This window comes from Aquimarina sp. RZ0, assembly GCF_008370685.1.
Classification (GTDB): domain Bacteria; phylum Bacteroidota; class Bacteroidia; order Flavobacteriales; family Flavobacteriaceae; genus Aquimarina.
The window spans coordinates 22,592-49,059 of sequence record NZ_VTZU01000012.1 but is presented as its reverse complement, the minus strand read 5'-3'; the positions used below and the strand labels follow the sequence as shown (position 1 = coordinate 49,059).

Sequence of the window (26,468 nt, the reverse complement as noted above, 5' to 3'; positions counted from 1 at the left end):
ACTTTGCTTTAAAAACACTCAAATAATACGATTTACGAATAAAAATTTCGCATCTAATGACATTCTTTTTCTACCATATTTTCTTCATAAAATGAAACAATAGCTATGGCTATTCTTTAATTTGATTCATCAATCTAGCGAAAAATCCTTGCCATTATTTTTACGAAATTCTCACCCGTAAATCGTATAATAGGTTCTGTCTGTTGTTTAGAACAATTTGTTTAACACATATTTTCATCACATTTCGCACAGTGCTATTAGCCATAATGTTTTTAATTTCCGAATGGACTTTTAAAAAATTCCCTAACAGTTACCTTACCCTCATTTACCGGTCTTGACATCATATCTATTCAATGATCCAAAAAAATCTGCTATACCATCCTGTTTAAATTTACAGTAAAATAAAATTATGGCTTTTTTATTTTAGTGAAGAATAAAAATCGGGCATAGCAGTGCGGTTTATTTGCATTCTGAAACTAAGATAAAAGGACTTTTTATTCCACGAAATTCAAAGAACACATTGTATTACTATACACGAGAACAAAAAAAAACACAACTAACTCAAAAATAGAGATTTAATCTAAATAATTTTATTCCAAAGAAAAGTAATCATATGACTACAAATATTGATAATATGTTAGACAGCTAACATATTATCAATATTTGTAGTGTTAAATTTGACTTACCAACTTAAATAAATTTATTACATGAAAAATCTAATTAAACTTTCTAGTTACCAACAAAATAATATTTACACTTATTTTTGTTTTGATTGACCCTATTCAAAATAGTTAATACCCCGTATATTTTCATCTTCTATGGAATGCTTTTGCAAATAATTCATATACTTAATTTAAGTTTCAAAAAGCTAATAATATTTCAAATCATTCTTTATTAATAAGTACAGGATACTTTAAACTATTTTTTTATTTATAGAAATCATTCTGTTATCACTTAATTTAATAAGCTAATATTTTCAGACAATATCTGAAAATTCACCTCTATTTTATTATAAATACGAATACACTCTAAACCCATTATGCTATCTCGTCAAGCATATAAACAATTATAATTTTTTACTAACATATTATACCAATATCATGACTCTAAAAAAAACCTTTTTTATTGCGAGTATCATATTCGCAGCCTTAAGTAATTACAATGCAAAAGCACAAAATACGATTGGTGGCCATTTTGGCATTGTCCAACCTATCATCACTTTCCAGGATGGAGGTACCTTCAATGGATTTGATCCATATGCTATTGGATTTCCTATTGGTGTTACTGTACGAAAAAATGAAAAGTTTGCTTTTGATGTAGAACTTGTTCCTTTCATCAGTTCCATCAAAAATTCTGAAGGAGATAATATTAGCGCTGTAAGCGAACTATTGATACACCCTGGATTACTTTGGGGCATAGGTAACAAACTCACATTTGGAAATCGAATTGCTTATGAGACCAATAGTAGAAGATACGGAATTACACCACTTCTGAATAGAGGATTCCTTTTAGGAAAAACTAATGTTTTTGCAGAATTAGTATTACCGATAAGAGTAGGAAATGATCAAGATATATCTTTTACAGCGGCATTACACTTTGGGATAGGTTTCTAACAAGTTAATTATCACTGTCCGTCTCCCTAATATAGAATGACCTTATATCAATATTTCTAATAACAATATTCTTCTCCTAATCCATCTTAAAATGTTTATTAATTTTAAAAAAAATACACGATGAAAAAATCACTCTTAATACCGTTGACCTTCGTTGCTTTTTTTTTCACAGGGTGTCAAAAAAATGAAGTAATAGGACAATCAGCTAAAGAAGTAGCTGCACAACCAGTAAAAAAAGAAAAATGCCCATTTGGCTTCACTCCAGAAGGACCATCCGGTGGTCTTAATGTCAGTAATGACGCTAAAACAAATAGGGATTGGTGGCCCAACAAACTTGATTTAAATGTACTCAGGCAACATGCATCAAAATCTAACCCTATGGGTAAAGATTTTGATTACACTAAAGAATTTAAAAACCTGGATTACCAATCATTAAAAAAAGACCTAGCTAAGTTAATGACTGACTCCCAAGAATGGTGGCCAGCTGATTACGGTCACTATGGAGGACTATTCATACGTATGGCCTGGCATAGCGCTGGTACGTATAGAACTGGTGATGGTCGCGGAGGTTCACGAGAAGGACAACAACGTTTTGCTCCAATTAACAGTTGGGCTGATAACATTAATTTAGATAAAGCAAGAAGATTGCTTTGGCCAATTAAGCAAAAATATGGAAGTAAAATTTCCTGGGCGGATCTTATGATATTAACAGGGAACGTTGCTTTTGAATCAATGGGTTTCAGAACTATTGGTTTTGCCGGAGGCAGAGAAGATGTATGGGAACCTGCCGACAATGTATATTGGGGTAAAGAAACCGAAATGTTGGGAGATGAACGTTATACAGGAGATCGCGAATTAGAAAAACCATTGGCAGCTACACAAATGGGATTGATTTATGTAAATCCCGAAGGACCAAACGGAAACCCTGATCCATTACTTTCTGCAAGAGACATACGTGAAACATTTGGTCGAATGGGGATGAATGATGAAGAAACCGTTGCACTAATTGCTGGAGGGCACACACTGGGAAAAACACATGGTCAGGCAGAAGGTACGCATGTAGGAAAATCACCTGAAGGTGCGAGTATTGAAGAACAAGGATTAGGCTGGACAAGTGATTATAAATCCGGAAAAGGTAAAGATGCTATTGGTTCTGGATTAGAAGTAATCTGGACTTCTACTCCCACAGCCTGGAGTCATGGTTTTTTTGTAAGCTTATTTGAAAACGAATGGGAATTAACAAAAAGCCCAGGAGGAGCACATCAGTTTGTTGCTAAAGGTGAACCACATACAATGTTTCCTGATGCATTTGATAAATCCAAAAAACACAAACCGACAATGCTTGTGTCTGATATTGCCTTAATTTCAGATCCTATATACAAAAAAATATCAGAAAGATATTATAAAAATGCAGGGGAATTTAATGATGCTTTTGCACGCGCCTGGTTTAAATTAACACATAGAGATATGGGACCTAGCACTACTTACATCGGTCCCGAAGTTCCCAAAGAACAATTTCTCTGGCAAGATCCAATCCCTGCGGTTGATCACAAATTAGTAACCGAAAAGGATATTGATAATTTAAAATCAAGTATCCTTAAATCTAATCTAACCATCAGTGAATTAGTCGCTACAGCTTGGGCATCAGCATCGACTTATCGAGACTCTGATAGAAGAGGTGGCGCTAATGGGGCACGTATACGACTAGAACCTCAAAGAAGCTGGGAAGTTAATAATCCTAATCAATTGAATAAGGTATTAACAGCATTAGAAAAAATTCAAAAAGACTTTGAATCAAAAGGTAAAAAAATATCTATGGCAGACCTTATTGTATTAGGAGGATCTGCAGGAGTTGAGGAAGCTGCAAAAAAAGCTGGTTATCCTATTAGAGTTCCTTTTACACCAGGAAGAATGGATGCTTCACAAGAACAAACAGATGTAAAGTCTATGGCAGTTCTGGAACCTATGGCAGATGGATTCAGAAATTATCTAAAAACTAAATATACTTTAACCACAGAAGAATTACTGGTAGATAAGGCTCAACTACTTACCTTAACTATTCCAGAAATGACAGTTCTTGTCGGAGGTATGCGGGTTATGAACACTAATTATAATAACTCTACCCTTGGCACTCTTACAGATCGTCCCGGAGCATTAACCAATGATTTTTTTGTAAATCTTCTGGATATGAGCACCAAATGGAAAGCGACTTCTGATACGCAAGAAAAATTTGAAGGTAAAGATCGTGCTACCAATGAACTTAAGTGGACAGCTACACGAGCAGATCTTATTTTTGGATCAAATTCTGAGTTGAGAGCACTGGCAGAAGTATATGCGAGCAATGATATGAAAGAAAAATTTGTAAAAGACTTTGTTGCCGCTTGGGATAAAGTGATGATGCTTGATCGTTTTGACATAAAATAATATATCTTTTACAGTAAACAAAAATAACCCTATGCAGTTTTGATCACTGTATAGGGTTATTTTTTTGAATAAAACTACTCAATAGAATAATTAATTTTTTCTCTATGTATTCTCTGGCGTTAGTACAATAAACTCTCCCAATAAAGGATTTAGATTCTTCATAAGTTCTGGTATCAGCCTTTCTCCATATTCAAGATACATTTCAGAAAAATTTGTGGTGCGCTCTTGCAAACTCTGATTAGGGAATATTTCATTCTGCAAAATCGTTATCCGCTTTACGTGATCACCTAACTTTCTTTTTTGCGCCTTTAGCAACCGCTTTTCTAAAACATCTAATCCCTTAAGCTGCTTTACCTCTTGTGCTTTTACAGCATTTATAAAAGTGACCTCTGTTTGCTCTGCCAACTCATACATCCTTTTAAATTGATCAATCAGGTGTTTTCGTTGTTCATCAAAATTGATATCTATATTAGAAATTTTTCGAACCCTATGATTAATCAATTCATATTGTTTAAGAAATAACTCTCTATCAGTGATCTTTAATTTTTTAAGCTTCTCAGCTTGTTTATCACTCTTAATCACCACAGAATTACGTAACAGTAGTATAGGGAATGGAATCTCTACAGCTTCAAAATAATCTTTTAACTCCAACCAGTAGGCTAATTCTCCTCCTCCTCCAATATAACACAGATTAGGTAAAATTACTTCCTGATACAATGGCCGCATCATTACATTGGGACTAAACCGTTCCGGAAATTCAGAAAGTTCTTGTAAGATATCATTCTTACTCCATATAATTTCTGTATTATTTACAGCATAACTATCATTCTTTTCTATGATCCTCTCTCTAGATCCTTTTGATAGATAAAACAAATTAATTTCTCTGGGGTTTACCTGTACTTTATATCCTTTCTCATGTAATTTTCCTGAAGCAGGAAGTACATGTTGGTATGAAATTTTTTCTAATAATTCTCTTTCCATATAAGGAACAAAAAGTTTTTTCAACTCTTTATTATCTGCATCTATAATTACCAAACCATATGAACTGAATAGCTCATTGGCCAGGTATCGCGTAGCTTCAGCAAGGTTTGTATGTTTTAGATACGCTTCCTTAAACAGTAACCTTAATCGATCGGCATTTTTTCCCAAACCAATTTCTGAAGAAAAAATTTCAAAAACCTTATCCAAACCATCCGTATCAAAAATCCCAACTGCACCACCATCAGCGCGATTCCATTGTATTTTTTTTCCAAAAAGGTTAAAATAATTAATCTCTTCAAAATCGTGATCTTCTGTCGCCATCCAGTAGACAGGTACAAAATCATAAGACGGATACTTCTCCTTTAATATTTTTACCGTATTAATAGCAGAAATAATCTTATATAAAAAATATAAAGGTCCGGTAAATAGATTGAGTTGATGTCCTGTGGTTATTGTAAATGTCGTCTTATTGCCTAATAACGAAATATTTGTTTGTGTGAGCTCAGAAGTATTAATATTTTTATACTGTATTTCTAAAACATTTTGTAACACTTCTCGATGAGCCAACGGAAAGGATTCTTGTTTATCGTCCAGCTGATTTTTAAAATTCTCTATCTTCGGAAAACGATCGTAAAACGCTGTTAATTCAGGTTTTTGTTCTAAATAATCACAAATAAAAGCTGAAAAATAATTTGTATCTCTAAACGGAATACAGTTAGTAGGCATAAATACTATTTTTTTGAATGCTAAATATACATTAGATTGTGTTGTTCTCCTTCTTTTTATATTTTTTTTAATAATGAAAACCTTTTACTCTATAGCGTCTTGGAAAAATAAAGTATCTAATGTTCGCTTTACCCGGTAATCGAGATTTAAGTGCTCAGAGGCTTTCTGCAAAATCGAAATATTTTTCCCAACAAATGCTTCGCGGGCTTGTTCAGACTTAGAGTATGTTTAAAAAGAATACAAATTGAAAATCAATAGTTTGAGGTTCTGAGGACACTTCAAATGATGAGAATATCGAGATATTTTAATTATTTGAAGTAAGCTCACGGTTCTTAAAATATTTGTTTTCAAGAAGTAAGGTTTTTAAACAAGCTCTTAGTTTATTCCTATACAAATACTAAATTTTAGTTAATCTAATTTATATCTTTAACTTAAGGCGGTATTTTACCTTCATTAAAATTTCATCAATGAAAAAAACTCTATTCACATTATTTGTTGCGACTACTATTACAACTTTTGCACAAAATACTCTTCAATCTCCATCTGCATTTCTGGGGTATGAAATAGGAAGTCAATTTACTCGCCACGCCGATGTAATTAACTATTTTAACCACATTGCAGCCGCTTCTGATTTGGTTACTTTTCAAACGTATGGTAAAACGAACGAACACAGGCCATTAACCTATGCTATTGTAACAAGTGCAGAAAATCAAAAAAACATAGAAAATATTAGATTAGACCATCTTAAAAATGCCGGAATCATTGAAGGTACTAGTACTCCTACTATTGCCATTGTTTGGTTAAGTTATAATGTACACGGTAATGAAGCTTCTAGTACCGAAGCCGCAATGCAAACTGTTTACGAATTAATTACCAAAAAGAAGGATTGGTTGCAGAATACTGTAGTCATTATAGATCCTTGTGTAAACCCTGACGGTAGAGATCGATATGTAAATTGGTATACTCAAACTAAGGCAACTCCATATAATACGGATCAAAATGCAACAGAACATAAGGAGCCCTGGCCGGGAGGAAGACCAAACCATTACTTATTTGACCTAAATAGGGATTGGGCCTGGGCTACACAGACAGAATCATCTAGTCGACTGGTAGTTTATAATAAATGGATGCCACATATCCACGTCGATTTTCACGAGCAGGGAATTAACGAACCTTATTATTTTGCTCCTGCAGCAGAACCTTTTCATGAAATTATTACTCCATGGCAAAAAGATTTTCAAACACAAATCGGTAAGAACCATGCCAAATATTTTGATCAGCAGGGATGGTTATTTTTTACAAGGGAACGTTTTGATCTGTTGTACCCTAGTTATGGAGATACCTACCCTACTTTTATGGGAGCAATTGGGATGACTTATGAACAAGCAGGTCATGGCCGCGCCGGTTTAGGAATTCTGACAGATGAAGGCTTTACATTAACCCTAAAAGATCGTGCGTTACACCATACGACCACAGGCTTGTCAACGCTGGAAATTTCATCAAAAAATGCACTAAAGCTGAATACTGAATTCAAAAAATTCTTTAATAATTCTAGTTTGAAATATAAAAGCTATATACTTAATGGAGAGGCTGATAAAATCAAAAAGCTCACAGATTTGTTAGATACCCACGAGATAAAATATGGTTTTACAAATGCTGGAAAAGTAACAGGTTTCAATTTTAGAGAAAACAAACAAGGGAGTATGAATGCAACTAATGCATTGGTAGTAAGTACAGACCAACCCAAAGGTAAGATGGTAAAAGTTCTTTTTGAACCGGATGCTAAATTAAGTGACCCGCTCACTTATGACATAACAGCCTGGAGCATACCACATGCATATGGATTAGAAACTATTGCTTCTACCTCATTAATCTCTGCTTCTGACAATAAAAAAAACAACCCTATAAACAATATAGCAAATGCATCGGGTGCCGGATATATTACGAAATGGAATAGCATGGACGATGCTGCCTTCCTTACTGATTTATTAAAAAACAATATTAGAGTCAGATTCACCGAAAAAGACTTTTCTAATGATGGTAATAAATTCAAAAAAGGTAGTTTGATTATTACTAAAAGTGACAATATTAAAAACAAAAATTATGATAAAACACTTATCAATATCGCTAATAAACATACTAGAAGATTATATGTAGCTTCATCTAGTTTTGCTGCTAAAGGAGTTGATTTTGGTTCACCAGATATCAAACTAATTAACAAGCAAAAAATAGCTGTATTGAAAGGTAAACATACCTCTTCCTTGAGTTATGGAGAAATTTGGCATTTTTTTGAGCAGCAACTTCATTACCCAATCACCTCTGTAGACACAGATTATTTTAAGAATATAGACATAAGTACTTATGATGTATTGATTTTACCTAATGGAGGTTACAACGGCTATTTTGACAAAAACACTTTGAATAAATTAAAAAAGTGGATTAGTAAAGGTGGAAAAATAATTGCTATTGCAGACGGCGTTAAACCCTTTGTTAATAAAGAAAGTTTTAATCTAAAAATTAACAAACCAAAGAGTAAGAAAAAAGATTCTATTGGCAACCTTATTCCCTATGAAAAAAGAGAACGAGAACGTGTTAAAGATTTTATAACGGGTAGTATTTTTAAAACAAAAATAGATACATCTCACCCGATGGCATTTGGATATAATGATACTTATTTTAGTCTAAAACTAGGGAGTAATTCTTATAAACTTTTACAAAATGGATATAATGTAGCTTATATTCAAGAACCTACAAATGTAGCTGGATTTTCAGGAAACGATGCTTTAAAAGCATTAAAAAATTCATTAGTTTTTGGCGAAACTCGAATCGGCAACGGAAGCGCTATATACCTCATAGACAACCCTTTATTCAGGTCTTTCTGGGAAAACGGAAAATTGTTCTTTGTAAACGCCATTTTTTTTACGAACAATAATAAATTCAGGTTATAAACAAGCGTGTCAAATAATATGTCCTTTATTATAATACTAAGTTAAATAGTGTATTTCTTTAAAACCTTACTATATTTTTACATAATCAACTAACAACAAACACATTAACAAACAACACTCTTAATGAGTACTATTTTTAATTTTAGTTGTTGATACATTAAAAAATAATAAATACTCATTAATAAAAGAATTAATATTAAACACTATACACAATGTATACGCACCACTTCCGTAAAAAAAATAAAACTATTATTGTCTATGCGCTGGTCATTATGATAACCGGTTGCGATAAAAAGAAAGAAATTGTGGAGACTACAGAATCTATACAGGAAGCATCAAATATCTTGTTATCAGAATGGACAGGTCCTTATGGGGGAACTCCAGCTTTTGATAAAATGAAAGTATCGGATATAAAACCTGCATTAGAAAAAGGAATGGAATTAAATCTAAAAGATATTGATGCTATTACTGCCAATACTGATACTCCTACATTTGAGAATACTATGCTTCCATTAGAAAAATCAGGTGCTGCATTAAATCGTGTTTTTACATATTACGGAATTCTAAGCAGTAATATATCGTCTCCTGAGTTTAGAGAAATTCAAAAAGAAATGGCACCTATTTTGTCAGAATTTCGTTCTAAAATATCTCAAAACGAAATATTATTTAAAAGAATAAAAACAGTCTATAAAAATTCATTAAGCAAGCCTCTGGAAGCAGATCAGCAGCGTTTAGTACAGTTGACATATGAACAATTCGCGATGAACGGAGCTGAGCTAGATTCAGAAAAAAAGAAACGATACGCTGCCATCAATAAAGAATTATCTGCTATTTATACTAATTTCTCTAATAACATTTTGGCAGACGAAGAAGGATATGTGACATATCTCAATAAAGATCAATTAGCAGGGTTATCAGAACCTTTAATCAAGGCATACGCAAAAGCTGCAACTGATAGAGGACAAGATGGTAAATATGCCATTACAAATACCAGATCTTCTATGGATCCTTTTCTTACCTACTCTACCGAAAGGGAACTACGAAAAAAAGTCTGGAAAAATTACTATTCCAGAGGAGATAATGGGGATGACAAAGATAATAATGAGAACATTGTCAACATACTTAAACTAAGAAAAGAGCGTGTCGCATTATTAGGATATGATAATTATGCTGATTGGCGATTACAAAACAGAATGGCAAAAAACCCAGAAAATGCAATGAAGCTTATGAATGCCGTTTGGCCTGCTGCCATTGCACGTGTCAAAGAAGAAGTCAACGATATGCAAGCAGTTGCTAATAGTAATAGGGATAAAATTACTATCGAGCCTTGGGATTACAGATATTATGCAGAAAAAGTACGAAAGAAAAAATACGATTTGGATTCTGATGAAGTAAAACAATACCTGCAACTAGATAAACTAACTGAAGCTATGTTTTATGTTGCAGGAGAATTATTTAATTTCAAGTTTACTCCTATTGCAAAGGGAAAGGTACCTGTTTTTCATGAAGATGTAAAGGTTTGGGAGGTAAATGATAAAACATCTGGAGATCATATTGGATTATGGTATCTTGACCCATTTTCCAGAGAAGGGAAACGTTCTGGCGCCTGGGCAACAACCTATAGAAGCCACACCACATTTGATGGTAAGAAAACAGTTCTGGGTTCTAATAATTCTAATTTTGTGAAACCAGCTCCTGGAGAAGCAGTGCTCGTATCCTGGGATGATGCTACTACTTTTTTCCATGAATTTGGACACGCGCTTCATTTCTTTTCTTCAGAAGTTCGATATCCTATACTAAATGGAGGTGTTCGTGATTATACAGAATTTCAATCTCAATTATTAGAAAGATGGTTATCTACAGACAACGTAATTAATAAATATCTGGTTCATTATAAAACAGGAGAACCTATCCCAAAAGAATTAGTTGCCAAAATAAAAAAAGCTGCTACCTTTAATCAAGGGTTTGCAACCACAGAATACCTTGCTTCGGCCTTAATGGATATGAAACTTCATTTAGCAGACCCATCAAATATAGATATAGCTTCTTTTGAGAAAGAAACACTAGCCGAATTAAATATGCCAAAAGAATTAGTCATGCGCCACCGTACACCGCATTTTGGTCACGTATTTTCTGGAGAAGGGTATGCCACGGCATATTATGGATATATGTGGGCAGATGTACTAACCTCTGATGCTGCAGAATCATTCGCAGAAGCTCCTGATGGATTTTACGATAAAGAAGTAGCGAATAGACTTGTTAAATATTTATTTGCTCCCAGAAATGCCATGGATCCAGCTGAAGCATATCGTAAATTTAGAGGTCGTGATGCCAAAATAGAGGCTTTAATGAAAGATCGCGGATTCCCTGTTACTAAACAGTAAGTAATATAGTTATTGACAATCATACTGCTAAAACTTAGTTATTTTGATAGTATGATTGTCAATAAATTTATGCCGGAAGTATTATTATTCGTGAACATTCTATTTTTTTTAACTCCACAATTAATCTATTTTTATACATGATTTTAATAATATATTTATAAAATAAAACGCACCTGAAACTGTTTTTACAATGAATCCTAACAAAGCCTTTTTAGTTATTGATATGCAAAAAGGTTCTTTCACATCAACAACTCCCAGATTTGATACAGAAGGAATTATTAAAAAAATCAACATACTCTCTGAAAAATTTAGAACGCTGGGTTTTCCTGTAATTTTTATTCAGCATGATGGTACTTCAACTAATGAATTCATTCCTAATACCACAGAATGGGAATTATTGGATGCTATAGAGGTAAAACCAGAAGATATTTTCGTTGATAAGTATGCTAATGATGTATTTTACAACTCTGCTCTTCAGTCTATATTAACTAAATTAGACATTAGCGACATCTATATTACTGGTTGTGCAACTGACTTTTGCGTAGAATCTACAATTCAATCAGCTTTAGCCAAGGATTATAAGATTACTATTATAAAAGATGGGCATACGACAGCTGATAGACCTCATCTAAAGGCAGTACAAGTGATTGAACATTATAACTGGGTCTGGCAGCATATGATTCCTACCAAAGGAACTATCAAAGTGCTTGACGCCAACACTGCCAAAGATCGTATTTTATGTGATAGCTAATACTATTATTTACTCAAGTTTACCTTTTTTATTCGAGTATTTTTAAAGCAGAAATAATACTCTTTAAAAAAAGAAATATGATTAGCCTGAAACCTGAGAAAATTATCGATGCTATAACCTTGTTTAGCGAACTGAACCTCTGATTGATTTCTAGATTCTTGATAAAGATCTGTCGTCAATTTTTAGAAACAACTCAATAGCGTAAGGAAAATACGACAAAACTTATTGTTTTTAGGATTACCTGTTTTAAGTTCCGTAAAGAATGTATAAATACATTTATGGACTATACTTTGTCAAATCAATGAATACTTTATTAATAAGCTAATCAAATAAAACTATCTCCTATAAAAAGTAACTTAATCCAAAGAAACTATTCTCAATTAATTCACTATTTTTCAGGTTTAAAAAATAGGAAGACCTAACTTCTTTAAATATTATACTATTTAATGGCATATAACATTGTTCTTGTAGAACCAGAAATTCCTAATAACACGGGTAATATTGGTCGATTAAGTCTGGCATCAGGTTCTAATTTGCATTTGGTTAAACCATTTGGTTTTGAATTAAATGATAAACGAGTAAAGAGAGCTGGCTTAGATTATTGGCAACATATTTCTCTTCATATTTATGAAAATATTGACGAATTCTTTTTGAAACATGAAGGTAAAAAAATGGTATTCTTCTCTAGTCAGGCAACATCGAGTCATTGGTCAATTGATTATCAAGACGACATGTTTCTCATATTCGGGAAGGAATCTACAGGTCTATCTGCAAATATTCTGGAAGCTCATCCAGATAAAACATATAAAATTCCAATGTTTAATAACCATATCAGAAGTCTTAATCTTGCGAATGCAGTTAGCATCGTTGTATACGAAGGATTAAGACCTTAATCCTCATTTTTGGTATAATTTTCATGCAGCCTTTGAATACAAATACTAAAAACCTGAATTTCGATTAATCCCGTGCACGTCAGCTTTAGTCAAATTCTGATAAGAATTTTGTATCCAAAACAAACGTTTTGGGCTTAAAGAACTATTCTCAATACACTTTTCCTTTGTCAAAGCACTACTGTTATTGGTTTTAATATCCTACAATAATAATCGAAACTCAGCTTAAAAACTGCTTCGAAGACATGAAACCCTTAATTGACGGTACAAAGTATTCGATCATTTCTATTCTAAATCATCCTGAGAATCCTGTATCTTAATTTTACCAACAAAAAACGGTTTAGCAAACTCTCAAAATAAAATAAAACTGATGTTAGCAATACCTCACTTTTCTTTTCTTATTAGATAAAAAATTCTCTTTTTATTTAGGCGATTTATAACACGAAAAAAGTTTTACAAAATATACAATCATCTAATAAAAAGTCACTAATCCTATAACGAAGTTATGGTTTTATCAATATAGATCTCAATTCTCTAAAGCATTTCCTAGACACCTCACTCAACAATAACATATTCGTAATAAATAATCGTTTTTATTAAATTAAAAATAAAATAATGCATTTTAAAGGGTTTAACATTACAAAATGAATAATTATTTTATTTTTTTTAACAAAAACACACTTGCTATATATTCAACAAAAAGGATTAAAAAGCACATCATTTCTGATCATTTCATCAATCTTGTTATCAAATATTAACCTATTTGGGCCTAATACTTAAATATATCGCATCCATCTTTTTATAAAGAGATAAATTCCCCAATAAATTCTTATAAAAACTTTAAGACTTTGTCTCATTTTTTTGAATACTTTTGCCGGCGATTTAAAACAAGAATTAAAACAATTAAACTATATTACAATGATCAAGAAAATCTCATTTCTACTAATTATCGTTTCTTTACTAATTTCATGTGAAACAGAAGAATTTAACACAAATGATCTTACTAGTGGAGGCACTGTTACCGACACTAATAACCCAACCGAAGAAGAGGTTGATAACTGCGTTATTCCATTTGCACTATCAGTTTCCAAAATTACTGATAAGTCAGTTATTTTTGCATGGTCTTCTGAAATATCTCAAACAACTAATTATTCTTGGGAAGTAAGATACACTGAAAAATCGAATGCTTTAGATGAAAACAATCAAACTACAAATACGTTAAATGCTCAACAGAGCGCTATCACAATCAATAATTTAAAAAGATCCACTGTTTATACAGTAGCTGTTAGAACCAAATGCGGTCTTAATACTTATAGCGATTGGAGCGTAGTAAAAGAGATTAAAACATTACAACGAAACTAGTTTTCTAAAAAATATTTTAAGGATAAAATTAGCCAAATTTAGAAAGTTAATATCTAAAAAGAGAGGGTTCTATGAATCTTCTCTTTTTTGTTGTTCACCAGAACAATGATATTTTAATTATTAGAATTTCAGATAAAAAACGATCTATTCACTAATAGAAATCATCTTGACTCTTTCTATTTCCCAAAAAATGGATATGATTGACTCATATTTCGTTATTTTTTTAGGCGTAGCCAGAACTATGCCAATCAAAAAATATCTCATCTGTGCAAATTTCATCTCATTTTAGGTTAAAAATAAAGATGAATTTTATATATCAAGATTTACAGCGAGAAGTAATAGATAAGAAACTATAATCAAATAACTTCTCCATATAAATCAAAATCTCCTGCTTCATATATTCTCACCATCGCAAACTCTCCAGTTTTAAGATAAAACTTAGAAGCATCGATCAGCACCTCATTATCTACATCAGGAGAATCAAACTCTGTTCTACCAACAAAATAAGCTCCTTCTTTACGATCAATAACCACCTTAAATTCTTGTCCGATTTTTTGTTGGTTCAATTCCCATGAAATTTGTGATTGTATCTCCATAACTTCGTTAGCACGCTCCATTTTTACTTCTTCAGGAACGTCATCTTCCAGATTGTAAGCATGTGTATTTTCTTCGTGAGAATATGTAAAACAACCAAGGCGCTCAAAACGCATTTCTTTTACCCAATCCCTCAAAGTTTCAAAATCCTCTTGAGTCTCTCCTGGATAACCAACGATCAATGTTGTGCGAATTGCCATTTCTGGTACTGCAGCTCTAAACTCTCTGAGTAGTTTAGTAGTTTTAGCTTTGGTAGTACCACGACGCATCGATTTTAAAATTGGATCTGCAATGTGCTGTAGAGGTATATCTATATAATTACAGATTTTAGACTCTTTTCGCATTACCTCTAATACTTCCATTGGAAAACCCGTGGGAAAAGCATAATGCAATCGTATCCATTCTATCCCATCCACCTTGACCAATTCGCGAAGCAAATCTGCTAACCTTCTTTCTTTATAAAGATCTAATCCATAATATGTTAAATCTTGAGCTATCAACACCAATTCTTTAACTCCATCTGCCGCTAGCTTTTCTGCTTCAATAATCAATGCTTCTATAGGAGTTGATTTATGCTTACCTCTCATAATAGGAATTGCACAAAATGAACATGGACGATCACACCCTTCAGCGATCTTAAGATATGCATAATTTTTTGGAGTCGTCGTTAATCTTTCCCCTATAAGCTCGTGCTTATAATCAGCTCCCAATGCTTTTAATAACCCCGGAAGCTCGGTAGTTCCAAAATATTGATCTACATCCGGAATCTCTTTTTGCAAATCAGGTTTATACCTTTCGGATAGACAACCCGTAACAAATACCTTATCCACAACACCTTCTTCTTTTTTCTGGACATACTCTAAAATCGTATTAATAGATTCTTCTTTTGCATTCGCAATAAAACCACAAGTATTAATAACGACAACATTTCCTTCTTCTTCGTGAACTACTTCTTTATTGTTCGCTTTTAATTGCCCCATAAGAACTTCACTATCATATACATTCTTACTACAACCTAATGTAACAACATTGATCTTATTATTTTTTAAAGTCTTTGTTCTCATAGCTTTTGGATAAAGGTTTGCAAAGATACAATGAATAACTAAAGTTTAACCTATAATTACCAATAATACCATGCGTTGCTTGAATGTCCCGTAAAAGAAAATTATTTTTCTTATTTTAATGAAGAAGAAAAACCAAGCACAATAGGGCTATGGTTTGTTGTTACTCTGAAACCAAGGGAAAAAGGACTTTTCATTCCAGTAAACTAACTCAAGGCAAGGATACCAGACATTTGTTAGGAAAAAAAACATTTCGATTTCGAAGCACATCTCTAAGCATTTAAATCTTGATTATCGAGTAAATTCAGAGGATAATCATGTAATGCTATATAAACTCATCTTGAGTACTATATAAAAAAATGTATGTTTTAAACCTTTTGTATATTGTATAGTCAAAATACTTATACTCCCCAAACTATGAAAAATATACGAACTACATTCTTATTACCCTTATTAAGTTTATCATTTTCTTGCTCTGATGATATTGATATCGATCAACGTGCTACCGAAGAACTTAATTCGGATCTAAACGAACTATATTTTCCCCCTATTAATACTGATGAATGGGAAACAGCATCAATCACAGATATAGGCTGGAACAAAAGCGCAGAAGAACCTCTTTATAGTTTTCTGAAAGAAAAAAACACTAAGGCTTTTATTATACTAAAAAATGGCAGAATTATAGTTGAAAAATATTTTAATGGAGCTTTGCCATCTGATAATAATCCGTGGTACTCTGCTGGTAAAACACTGACAGCATTCACTATAGGACTGGCACAACAGGAAGGCTTACTGGATATTAACGCATCCTCTTCAACATACCTGGGAGCACAATGGGCCAACATCACTACTGATCAGGAACAAACTATTACTGTAAGAGATCATTTAACGATGACTACAGGTCTAGACTACAATGTTTCTAATCAAAACTGTACTGATTTCGATTGCTTAACCTATCTTAATGAACCTGGTAACTTCTGGTACTACCACAATGCAGCATACACATTACTAACTACTATTGTAAGCAGAGCAACAAATACTGATTATAACAGCTATTTTGATTCTAAACTAAAAAACAAAATTGGTATGAATGGAACCTGGATAAGTCTCGGATATGCTACTATATATTATAGTACAGCTAGAAGCATGGCTCGTTTTGGACTTCTAAACCTCAATAGAGGAATCTGGAGCAATACAAAAATCCTATCTGATCAAAATTACTTTATCGAAATGACCACTACATCTCAAAGCTTGAATAAATCCTATGGATACTTATGGTGGTTAAACGGCAAATCGAGTTTTAGAACACCTGCTTTCGAAAATGAATTTACCGGAGAATTAATGCCTGATGCGCCAGAAGATCTTTTCGCTGGCTTAGGAAAAAATGATCAAAAACTTTATATAATTCCCAGTCAAGACCTTGTTATTGTGAGAATGGGAGATGACACCGGTCAGACTTTGCTGGGTCCTTCGGGTTTTGATAATGATTTATGGATTAAAATCAATGCATTAATTAATTAATTAATTAATTAATCATACTTAACAGGCATTTTACGCTCTTGAGACACTAACTCATACCCGAGTCCCAGTTGTAATAATTTATCTTCTAAAAAAGGTTTTGCTATAAAAGTAAGCCCTTTGGGTTCTCCATTCGTATCATAGCCCATCGGTACCGTTAATGCAGGATACTTTGCTACAGCAGCATAGCCTGCATGATAATTATTGATAGATAAAACTGCATCCAGATTATGCGCATCAATATGAGTATTAAAATAATTTCTGGCGACATTCTTTAGATTCTCTTTGATTTTTTCTAAACCACCTACTGTTGTGCTATCTTTAACAATACCCTCAAATATTCCTTGACCGTACGGAATTCTGATTACGGAATCTTGTAAATTAAAAGCAATAACGTCTTCAATAGTTTTAATACGAACGGCAGCACTTGCATAGGAATTCACATATTGAGGAAGATCATTTTTCATATCGACATTCAAAATACTTAAAAAATCGGGCAGCGGAGTTTGTTCAGGCTCAATCTCTATAATTTCTCCTCCTGCTAACCTGATTTTATTAATAGCATTCATATAAACAGAATCTTCCAAAAATGCTTTAATCACACCAAAACGTTTCTTCTCTAAACTTACATCTTTGATAGGAGACATAAAATCGACATTTGTTAAAACAGAAGCAGAATCCTGAAGATCCTTACCTGTCATCGCATTCAACAGAATTGCTGTATCAATAACACTTCTGGTCATAGGTCCTGGTGTATCCAAAGTACTGGAAATGGGCACAATCCCTGATCTGCTTACTAAACCAATTGTAGGCTTTAATCCAACAACAGAGTTTTGACTTGATGGAGACAAAATAGATCCACTAGTTTCTGTTCCAACCGCTGCTACACAAAAATTAGCCGCAACTGCAACACCACTTCCTGAGCTAGAGCCACCAGTCTCAAAAACCATTCTGCCATATGGATTAAGGGTCTGTCCTCCGATTGCACTATAACCAACCGGACAACCAGTGCAAAGAAAATACGCCCACTCACTAAGATTTGCTTTTCCTAAAACCAAGACATTCTTTTCCAGAAGCTTTTTGGTAATAAAAGCATTAGCTGTTTTATTGTTTTGTAATGCAATAGCACCAGCAGTAGTAGCCATATCTGCAAAACCTATATTATCTTTAAGTAAAATAGGCATCCCGAAAACAGTATGTATATCAATAGTTTTTTTATCCATCTTATCCAGCTCTCTTGCTTGTACTACAACTTTTGGATTTAAGGATATTACAGAATTTAAGGATAGAGTATTATCACTTTCATATTTTCTGATCCTGTAGATATAAAATTTGGTCAACTCTTCATATGTGAGCTTACCATCTTTTATGCTCTGCTGAATAGATGGTATATTTTTCTCAATAATAAACACCTTTAACCTGTTATAATCTTCTTCAGAGAAATACTCTAATTCCGATTCTAGAGGTTGCCAGATATCGTTCTTATCTAAAACCTTAGAATTGATTAGTTTCAAATGCATTCTTTCCTGCACTAACTCTTTTGTAGATGTCAGGTCTGCAGTTTCATCATAAGGTTGCCAAACTACGCCTGGTTGTGATTTTTTTTGTAGTTCTTCTTTTTCCTTTTTACAGGAAATAAACACTAAAAGTAGAGTGAAAAAAAATAGTAATTTTCTCATAGAACAATGGTTACAAGGGTATTTTATGAAATGAAAGTATAAAAAAAAGCCGCCATCATAATCACAAGACAACTTTTTAACTATTTTGTAACAAAATATACGTGTATCATCCGATCTAAAAATTACCCATTAAAACTAAAAATAGTGTGTACTTGTACTTAAACACTATAAAAGGAAGTAACGATGAATTAAAAAACTGTCAACTCTCGAAAAATGTTAGAAAGTTTACTTTTATTTATAGCAACATCGATTTCAAAGTAAGTCACCTGACTTAAAATAAGGCATAATGAAAAGAAGAGAGACATACACTGTCTATTATTATATAATCAATTTAAAAATGAATTACTACCAAAAAATAAAAGTACAACAATGGCGCGCATAGTACACCCAGCTACAACCATACATACAACAAGGGAATTTCGGCAAAAAATAGACCAATTTAATACATTGGGATCTCTCTACTTAAAAAAAGAATCTACAAACTCATATTTATTAAATACCTGAAGATCTTCTATCCCTTCTCCTATTCCTATATACTTTACTGGTATCTGAAATTGGTCGCTTATTCCTATCACCACACCACCTTTGGCAGTACCATCTAATTTTGTAACTGCTAATGAAGTTACTTCTGTCGCTGCAGTAAATTGTTTTGCCTGTTCAAAGGCATTCTGACCGGTAGAACCATCTAACACTAATAGAACATCGTGTGGCGCATCTCCAACTACTTTTTGCATAACCCTCTTCACTTTGGTTAACTCATTCATTAAGTTCACTTTATTATGCAACCTTCCTGCCGTATCTATGATAATAACATCTGCATCCTGATTCACTCCGGATTGCAACGAATCAAAAGCAACTGAAGCTGGGTCACTACCCATTTCTTGCTTAACAATAGGTACATCTACACGATCAGCCCAAACCTGTAATTGATCAATTGCAGCTGCTCTGAATGTATCAGCAGCACCTAATACTACTTTTAGTCCTTTCTTATTAAACTGATACGCTAATTTACCTATAGTTGTAGTTTTGCCAACACCGTTTACACCTACTACCATTAAAACATATGGTTTTTTATTGGTAGGAATATCAAAATCCGTAGCTTCACCTGAATTTGTTTCAGAAAGCAGACCGGCGATTTCCTCTCTTAAGATCCGATTTAATTCATCCGTGCCCATATATTTATCTCTAGACACTCGATTTTCTATTCTTTCAATTATTTTAATTGTGGTTTTCACCCCAACATCACTCGTCACCAATACCTCTTCCAGATTATCTAAAACATCATCATCTACCTTAGATTTACCAGCAACCGCTTTACTTAATTTAGAAAAAAAACTAGTTTTAGATTTTTCTAACCCTTTATCTAATGTTTCTTTTTTCTCTGAAGAGAATATTTTTTTAAATAAGCCCATGTATTGAATTCAGTATACTAAAAATTAATATGTGGAAAATTCCATAAAATCATATAAATATAAAAAGAAAGAGCCATTCCAATAAAATTGAAATGGCTTCTTTTTAAAAAATAATATTCTTTTTTACGAATTACTTTTGTTTAAAAAAGTCATTTACTGCCTCTGGTTGCATAATTGACTCTACAAAAGTATACGCTCCTGTCTTAGGAGATTTTACCATTTTGATGGCTTTTGTTAATCTCTTTGATCCTGTCTGTAACGATGCTACTGATTTCTTTGCCATTGTTTACTTATTTTATTTCTTTGTGAACGGTCATTTTCTTAAGAATAGGATTAAATTTCTTTATTTCCATTCTATCAGGAGTATTCTTTTTATTCTTAGTTGTAATATATCTAGAAGTACCTGGTTTACCGGAAGCTTTATGCTCAGTACATTCTAATATTACTTGAACTCTATTACCTTTTTTTGCCATTATAGTATCTTTTTAAAAGCTTATTTATTTAGTTAAGAAACCTTTAGCTCTTGCTTCTTTTAAAACAGCAGCAATACCATTCTTATTTATATTTTTTAAAGCAGAAGTAGAAACCTTTAGTGTTACCCAACGATCTTCTTCCGGAATATAAAAACGTTTTTTAATTAAATTCGCATTGAATTTACGTTTTGTTTTATTCATCGCGTGAGAAACATTATTCCCTACCATTGCTTTTTTACCTGTAAGCTCACAAACTCTTGACATCTCTTTTCTAAATTTTGGTATTATTTCAAAACAGGGTGCAAATTAACGATTTTTTTACCTAACTACCAAGTAATATTTATATGTTTTTTTATGTTTTTTATATTTTACAAAAGCTATTATTTAATACTCCACAAAACTTAATACACACTTTGTTATATTCTTTGAATAGGCACACTAGTGAACAAAACCAATTATCGTACAATATCGCCAAAAACAAAAAACAGGGGTTTATACCTATTTAAGAATTAAGGCATAGCTATTACTTTTACACCAGTTAGTTTTCATAACTGTAACTAACTACTTGATATGGGGTAATTAAGTAGTAAATTAGCGGATCAGTAAGATCCGCTTTTTTTAGTTGTTATTTTTTTGATATTAAACAATAGTTCATATGAGTTTTAAGGCAAAGTGAATGCATTTTTTTTATATAAAATAACCGTCGCATTACTACCCTTGTAAAATCAATCATCCATACATTGGATAGTTTTATGTATTTTTTTTGAAATTCTCCCTACTGAAACTCTTTCATGTTATCAAAGATTTCATATATTGTCCTAATTTTTAGGACTAAACTATTTATTTAATTTTTATTAGAGGTCATAAGCCTGTTTTACAAAGCCTTGATATAACAAATCAGAAATAAATATTTCCTTCAAATATACATTCTACTCTTAAAAACCAAAGTTAAAAATTAATAACGTTAAAAATTATTTTTGAAGTTATCTTGTTAAGCAAGTACCTTTTTTATAGTACAGCTAAGGATTCCTTGGCATCCAACACCACATAACAAACTGAAAAACAATACTTAAAAAGAAATAATTAGGTCATTTTTACGACATATTGTAAGCATATATTAAAACCCCATAATTATGAGAACTAAAGTAACAAATCATTTTATCCAGAAATATGACTTAAATCTAGGTACCTACTATTTTTATGAGAATTACTTTGTTGCAGAAATAAATGAAGGAGAGGTTATCAATCTAGAGAAGCTTAGTGATCTAATTCCAATTGTACTAGAGCATTATGGAGATGGGCGACCTTTTACCTATATTTCTGACAGAATCAATTCTCACGCTATCACCCCTATAGATTATTTAAATTGCCCACTGATATCTATGGAAAACTTTAGAGGCTATGCTGTTGTAACATACAATAAGGCTTACGAAATGTCGATTCATATCGAAAAACATTTTGCGCAGAGACCTTTTTTCTATTTTAACAACTTACAAGATGCAACAGACTGGTCAAAAGAAGTCACTACACTACCCCAATAGGCACCCTTAATTCATTTAACAAAAGTTCAAAAGATTTATTAACTGCCTTACCAATCGTTCGCTCTCTAAGATTACTGAATACAAATCTTTCTGAAAAAACACGATCTGGAGTAGCAATCGCAATAAAAACAGTCCCTATCTCTACATCTCCATCTCCTTTTGAAGGTCCGGCATTTCCTGTAGTAGCAACACCATAATCAGCATTAAATTTATTCTTTACCCCTATTGCCATTGCTTCTGCTACCTCATTACTTGTAACTGAGAATTTTTTTATTATATCCGGATCAACCTTTAGTATATCAATCTTAGATTGTGTTGCATAAGTAACTGCTCCTCCCATAAAATAAGAGGAAGCGCCAGAATGCGCAGTTAAAGATTGCGCAATCTTTCCACCAGTACAACTTTCTGCAACTGCCAAAGATTGATTTCTGGAAGTCAACAATTTAGCAATTAAGACTTCTATGGATTCATCCTCTTCATATCCTACGATAATATCACCTATTAGTCTATTTAATTCAATAATTTTTTCCTTAATCGTATTCTTCAAAAGATTCTCATCTTTTCCCCGAGCAGAAAGACGCAATCTCACGCTACCCAGATTGGGTAAATATGCAAGTTTTATAAAAGTCGGTAAGGAATCTTCCCAGCTTTCAATTTTTTTTGCAATCATACTTTCCCCCATACCATAAGTCAATATAGTTTTATGAAGAATAAATGGCCTGTCGAATCTTTTTTGAAGTTTCGGCAATACTTCATCTTTCATTAAGTTTTTCATCTCAAAAGGTACTCCGGGCATAGAAATAAAAACTGTTTCCTCTTTTTCTAACCACATTCCAGGTGCAGTCCCAAAATTATTAATCAGCACAACTGCATTTGCAGGCACTAAAGCCTGCATTCTATTAATATCTGAAATGGGAGTTTTTAAATATTTTTCAAAGAGTGCTTCTATATGCAGTAACACTTGTTGATTCTCTACTAAAGAATCATTAAAATATTCGCATATTGTGTGTTTTGTTATATCATCTTTTGTAGGTCCTAATCCGCCCGTGATTAATACTAAATCTACCCTTATCCTAGCTTCTTCAAGCGCATTAAGGATATGTTGTTTATCATCCTGAACAGATGTTATCTGATAAACATCTATACCTATATTATTAAGCTCCTTAGCTATGAACGCAGAATTAGAATCTACAATCTGACCAATAAGAATTTCATCTCCTATCGTTATTATCTCTGCGAGCATACTTATTGAAAATCAGCTTTCAAATCCTTAATCGCCTCATTGACTGTAACTACAATATGATCGAGAGTCGGCATAATATGCTCTTTATCGTTCCCAGACTTAGACCAAGATTCTACTTGCTTAATCTGTGTTAGCAAATCAATATCAAAAAGCTGAAGGTTTGGTTTCATTTTATGGGCAAATTGATATACTGTCTGAGGATCTCCATCACTTACAGCCTTCACCATACCATCGAGATCAGGTGGTATTTCTTCTAAAAATGTTTGCACCAATAAGGTGATAAACTCATTGTCTCCACCTGATAATTCATTTACACTATCTAAGCTATACCCTTTGCTCATTTATTTAATTCTTATTGAAAAAAGTTGTTGTTTATCTATAAAACCAGTAAGTATATCGTCTGTTTTTACAGGACCTACTCCAGCCGGTGTTCCTGTAAAGATAACATCTCCAATCTTTAAAGTAAAATATTTTGACACATATTCTATCAATTCATCGATCTTCCACAACATGAGTTTGGTATTTCCCTTTTGCACAATCGCTCCATTTTTTTCTAGACAAAAATCAATATCATTAACAGCTGCAAAGTGTTCTTTACCTATCCAATCACCTATTACAGCTGATCCATCAAAAGACTTTGCTTTTTCCCAAGGCAATCCTTTTGCTTTTAATTTACTTTGTAAATCTCGAGCAGTAAAGTCAATTCCTAATCCAATTTCGTCATAATACTTATGCGCAAATTTTTGATCAATATGCTTTCCTACCTTTTTAATTTTAACCAATATTTCAATTTCATGATGAATATCATTAGAAAAATCTGGAATAAAAAAAGGTTGTTTTTTTAAAAGAATTGAAGTGTCCGGTTTTATAAAAACGACAGGTTCTTCTGGTTTTTCGTTTTCTAATTCTGCAATATGTTCTGTATAATTACGACCAATACAAATAAGTTTCATAAAATATAGTAAATTACAATTTAAGGCTGTTATTTAATTTACGTAACCTGATAGCCGTTAATACTTTTTTAGTATACAGAGGAAAATCTGCATTCTGTAACCAACCAAAATATCCTGGTTCTTCTTCCATCACCTTTTCTACCAATTTACCTTTATGCTTTCCGAAAGAGAATATTTCTTTACCTTCTTTATTAAAAGCTATAAAACCTGCAAAATCTGCAAATTGTTTTCTAGAACTGAATTCAGCCAAAAACTTAGTATCATTTTCTAGCTCCGGATATCTATCTAATTGCGCTTTTAACACCTCATATGTTGCATTGGTATCTGCCTCGGCAGAGTGTGCATCTTCGAGATCCAGGTCACAATAAAACTTATATGCCGCTGACAAGGTTCTCTTTTCCATTTTATGAAAAATAGTCTGTACATCAACAGCAACTGTATTTTTCATATCAAAATCCAAACCTGCTCTTAACAACTCTTCTGCCAGTAACGGAATATCAAATCTATTAGAATTGAATCCTGCCAGATCACACCCTTTAATCATCTCATTAACCTTACTTGCTAACTGATTAAAAGTAGGTTCATTTTCGACTTTCTCATTCGTTATTCCATGAACTTCTGTCGTTTCTGGAGGAATTGGCATTTCAGGGTTTACTAACCAAGTTTTACTTTCTTTATTGCCATTGGGAAATACTTTTAGGACAGATATTTCTACGATTCGATCTTTAGAAATATTAATACCAGTAGTTTCAAGATCGAAGAAACAAATCGGTCTTTTCAAATTAAGTTCCATAAATTGATTGTGAAGGTCAAAGATACTAGGTATTGTTTGTAATCTAACAACGTAATATCATAATTTTAACATTTATTAACCTATGAAACAATTTTCACAAATACATTATCTGCAAATTTTCTGGTAACGGTTTCTACAGAAGTATTAAAACCAATTTTAATAGATTTATCAAAATCCCTGATTTCTAAAACTTTAATCTCACTGCTCAATGCTAAACCAATTTCTGAAACATATTTCAGAAAAGTAACGGACCCATCATTTACAGAAATTAATTGACAAACATCACCTTCATCAAGAGAAGACAATGTTATTTTTGGCAATAATGAATATTCCCCATTTGCATTGGGAATCATTTCTCCGTGTGGATCTTTTGTAGGAAAGTCCATAAAACTATCCAGCTCATCTATCAGCTTATTCGATTTAATATGCTCAAGCTGCTCAGCCACCTCATGTACTTCATCCCAAGTAAAATTAAGATAATTGCATAAAAACGTTTCCCATAGCCTATGCTTTCTGATCAAGCGTACTGCGATTGATTTCCCTTCTTCTGTCAACTCTAACTTGCCATATTTTTCACTAAAGACATATTGTTTGGCCTTTAGTTTTTTAATCATGTTATTAGTCGATGCCGGAGATACTTTTAGATATTCTGCTAATTGATTATTGCCAACCTTTCGAGAATTATCCCCTATAAGCAACTGAAAAATAGCTTTTAAGTAATCTTCCTCACTTTTTGTTAAATTATTTGAATTAGATTTGTTAGTCATAACTAACTTTTTTAGTTTTGCTACATTAATGAAACAAAAATACTAAACCTAATGCAAATGTATAGAATCATCGTACTCACTTTTTAAAATATTTAGTTCACAGCTTTGTGTTTTCTCTAAAAAAATTAATTCAGTTAGCACCGTAGTAATACACAAATCAAGTTGAGTAAATTCCTCCAAATAAACATTATAGCTTTTTGGACATCACAGAAAGCAACAAAAAAAGAGTGTGTCAGATTTTAAAAATTCGTAAAGTAAACATATGCATCAAAAGAAAATAAATAAGAAGATAGCAAGAAACAGCCATAATTAGAAAAAGATTTGAATATACAGATGACTAATTATTTTAACCATC

At 32.7% G+C, this 26,468-nt stretch carries 21 protein-coding genes; 9 read left to right on the top strand and 12 right to left on the bottom strand.

What is annotated here, in order from left to right; all coding sequences use genetic code 11:
• The first annotated feature begins 1,100 nt into the window (after positions 1 to 1,100).
• Positions 1,101 to 1,613 carry a hypothetical protein gene (locus F0000_RS06560; RefSeq protein ID WP_149623916.1) on the top strand — a complete coding sequence of 171 codons (513 nt, stop codon included), beginning with the start codon at positions 1,101 to 1,103 and terminating at the stop codon, positions 1,611 to 1,613.
• A 120-nt stretch (positions 1,614 to 1,733) separates the two neighbouring features.
• Complete coding sequence (katG, locus tag F0000_RS06555; RefSeq protein ID WP_149623915.1) at positions 1,734 to 4,037, top strand: catalase/peroxidase HPI; 2,304 nt, start codon at positions 1,734 to 1,736, stop codon at positions 4,035 to 4,037.
• A gap of 102 nt (positions 4,038 to 4,139) precedes the next feature.
• On the opposite strand, the gene bshC is transcribed toward katG, so the two are convergent.
• Positions 4,140 to 5,744: a bacillithiol biosynthesis cysteine-adding enzyme BshC gene (bshC, locus tag F0000_RS06550; RefSeq protein ID WP_149623914.1), complete on the bottom strand. Its 1,605-nt coding sequence runs from the start codon at positions 5,742 to 5,744 to the stop codon at positions 4,140 to 4,142.
• Between the two features lie 467 nt (positions 5,745 to 6,211).
• Here bshC and F0000_RS06545 point away from each other — a divergent pair, with 467 nt between their 5' ends.
• The 5 genes from F0000_RS06545 (at position 6,212) to F0000_RS06525 (ending at position 14,079) form a co-directional block, all read left to right on the top strand.
• Positions 6,212 to 8,692 (top strand): M14 family metallopeptidase, encoded by a 2,481-nt coding sequence (locus F0000_RS06545; protein ID WP_149623913.1) that lies wholly within the window; start codon positions 6,212 to 6,214, stop codon positions 8,690 to 8,692.
• Positions 8,693 to 8,904: 212 nt separating this feature from the next.
• Complete coding sequence (locus tag F0000_RS06540) at positions 8,905 to 11,076, top strand: M3 family metallopeptidase (RefSeq protein WP_149623912.1); 2,172 nt, start codon at positions 8,905 to 8,907, stop codon at positions 11,074 to 11,076.
• 190 nt (positions 11,077 to 11,266) lie between these two features.
• Positions 11,267 to 11,827 carry an isochorismatase family protein gene (locus F0000_RS06535; RefSeq protein ID WP_149623911.1) on the top strand — a complete coding sequence of 187 codons (561 nt, stop codon included), beginning with the start codon at positions 11,267 to 11,269 and terminating at the stop codon, positions 11,825 to 11,827.
• A 446-nt stretch (positions 11,828 to 12,273) separates the two neighbouring features.
• A complete protein-coding gene (locus tag F0000_RS06530) occupies positions 12,274 to 12,720 on the top strand; it encodes a tRNA (cytidine(34)-2'-O)-methyltransferase (protein WP_149623910.1) in 447 nt (148 codons plus the stop codon).
• Positions 12,721 to 13,635: 915 nt separating this feature from the next.
• On the top strand, positions 13,636 to 14,079 hold the full coding sequence (locus tag F0000_RS06525; RefSeq protein ID WP_149623909.1) for a fibronectin type III domain-containing protein: 444 nt from the start codon (positions 13,636 to 13,638) through the stop codon (positions 14,077 to 14,079).
• A gap of 356 nt (positions 14,080 to 14,435) precedes the next feature.
• Here F0000_RS06525 and rimO read toward each other — a convergent pair whose 3' ends face one another.
• Positions 14,436 to 15,737 (bottom strand): 30S ribosomal protein S12 methylthiotransferase RimO, encoded by a 1,302-nt coding sequence (gene rimO, locus F0000_RS06520; protein ID WP_149623908.1) that lies wholly within the window; start codon positions 15,735 to 15,737, stop codon positions 14,436 to 14,438.
• Between the two features lie 414 nt (positions 15,738 to 16,151).
• Here rimO and F0000_RS06515 point away from each other — a divergent pair, with 414 nt between their 5' ends.
• Positions 16,152 to 17,255 (top strand): serine hydrolase, encoded by a 1,104-nt coding sequence (locus F0000_RS06515; protein ID WP_149623907.1) that lies wholly within the window; start codon positions 16,152 to 16,154, stop codon positions 17,253 to 17,255.
• Between the two features lie 8 nt (positions 17,256 to 17,263).
• On the opposite strand, the gene F0000_RS06510 is transcribed toward F0000_RS06515, so the two are convergent.
• The 5 genes from F0000_RS06510 to rpmB all read right to left on the bottom strand — a co-directional run bounded on the left by F0000_RS06510 (position 17,264) and on the right by rpmB (position 21,080).
• Positions 17,264 to 18,931: an amidase family protein gene (locus tag F0000_RS06510; RefSeq protein WP_149623906.1), complete on the bottom strand. Its 1,668-nt coding sequence runs from the start codon at positions 18,929 to 18,931 to the stop codon at positions 17,264 to 17,266.
• A gap of 458 nt (positions 18,932 to 19,389) precedes the next feature.
• Positions 19,390 to 20,343 carry a signal recognition particle-docking protein FtsY gene (gene ftsY / locus F0000_RS06505; protein ID WP_149623905.1) on the bottom strand — a complete coding sequence of 318 codons (954 nt, stop codon included), beginning with the start codon at positions 20,341 to 20,343 and terminating at the stop codon, positions 19,390 to 19,392.
• 130 nt (positions 20,344 to 20,473) lie between these two features.
• Complete coding sequence (locus F0000_RS06500) at positions 20,474 to 20,626, bottom strand: DUF4295 domain-containing protein (RefSeq protein WP_149623904.1); 153 nt, start codon at positions 20,624 to 20,626, stop codon at positions 20,474 to 20,476.
• A 7-nt stretch (positions 20,627 to 20,633) separates the two neighbouring features.
• Entirely contained in the window at positions 20,634 to 20,816 is a 183-nt protein-coding gene (gene rpmG / locus F0000_RS06495) for a 50S ribosomal protein L33 (RefSeq protein WP_027395522.1), read from the bottom strand.
• Positions 20,817 to 20,840: 24 nt separating this feature from the next.
• Entirely contained in the window at positions 20,841 to 21,080 is a 240-nt protein-coding gene (gene rpmB, locus F0000_RS06490) for a 50S ribosomal protein L28 (protein ID WP_149623903.1), read from the bottom strand.
• 869 nt (positions 21,081 to 21,949) lie between these two features.
• On the opposite strand from rpmB, the gene F0000_RS06485 reads away from it, so the two are divergent.
• Positions 21,950 to 22,357: a hypothetical protein gene (locus tag F0000_RS06485; protein WP_149623902.1), complete on the top strand. Its 408-nt coding sequence runs from the start codon at positions 21,950 to 21,952 to the stop codon at positions 22,355 to 22,357.
• On the opposite strand, the gene F0000_RS06480 is transcribed toward F0000_RS06485, so the two are convergent.
• From F0000_RS06480 to F0000_RS06460, 5 genes are all read right to left on the bottom strand, one after another.
• Complete coding sequence (locus tag F0000_RS06480) at positions 22,341 to 23,600, bottom strand: competence/damage-inducible protein A (RefSeq protein WP_149623901.1); 1,260 nt, start codon at positions 23,598 to 23,600, stop codon at positions 22,341 to 22,343. The two genes, F0000_RS06485 and F0000_RS06480, sit on opposite strands and share 17 nt — an antisense overlap.
• Before the next feature lie 2 nt (positions 23,601 to 23,602).
• Positions 23,603 to 23,941 (bottom strand): Hpt domain-containing protein, encoded by a 339-nt coding sequence (locus F0000_RS06475; RefSeq protein ID WP_149623900.1) that lies wholly within the window; start codon positions 23,939 to 23,941, stop codon positions 23,603 to 23,605.
• Positions 23,942 to 24,553, bottom strand: a complete 612-nt coding sequence (locus F0000_RS06470; protein WP_149623899.1) for a fumarylacetoacetate hydrolase family protein — start codon at positions 24,551 to 24,553, stop codon at positions 23,942 to 23,944. It lies immediately after the preceding gene.
• Positions 24,554 to 24,566: 13 nt separating this feature from the next.
• On the bottom strand, positions 24,567 to 25,346 hold the full coding sequence (locus tag F0000_RS06465) for a 3'-5' exonuclease (protein WP_149623898.1): 780 nt from the start codon (positions 25,344 to 25,346) through the stop codon (positions 24,567 to 24,569).
• Positions 25,347 to 25,426: 80 nt separating this feature from the next.
• Entirely contained in the window at positions 25,427 to 26,113 is a 687-nt protein-coding gene (locus F0000_RS06460) for a metal-dependent transcriptional regulator (protein ID WP_149623897.1), read from the bottom strand.
• Positions 26,114 to 26,468: the final 355 nt, after the last annotated feature.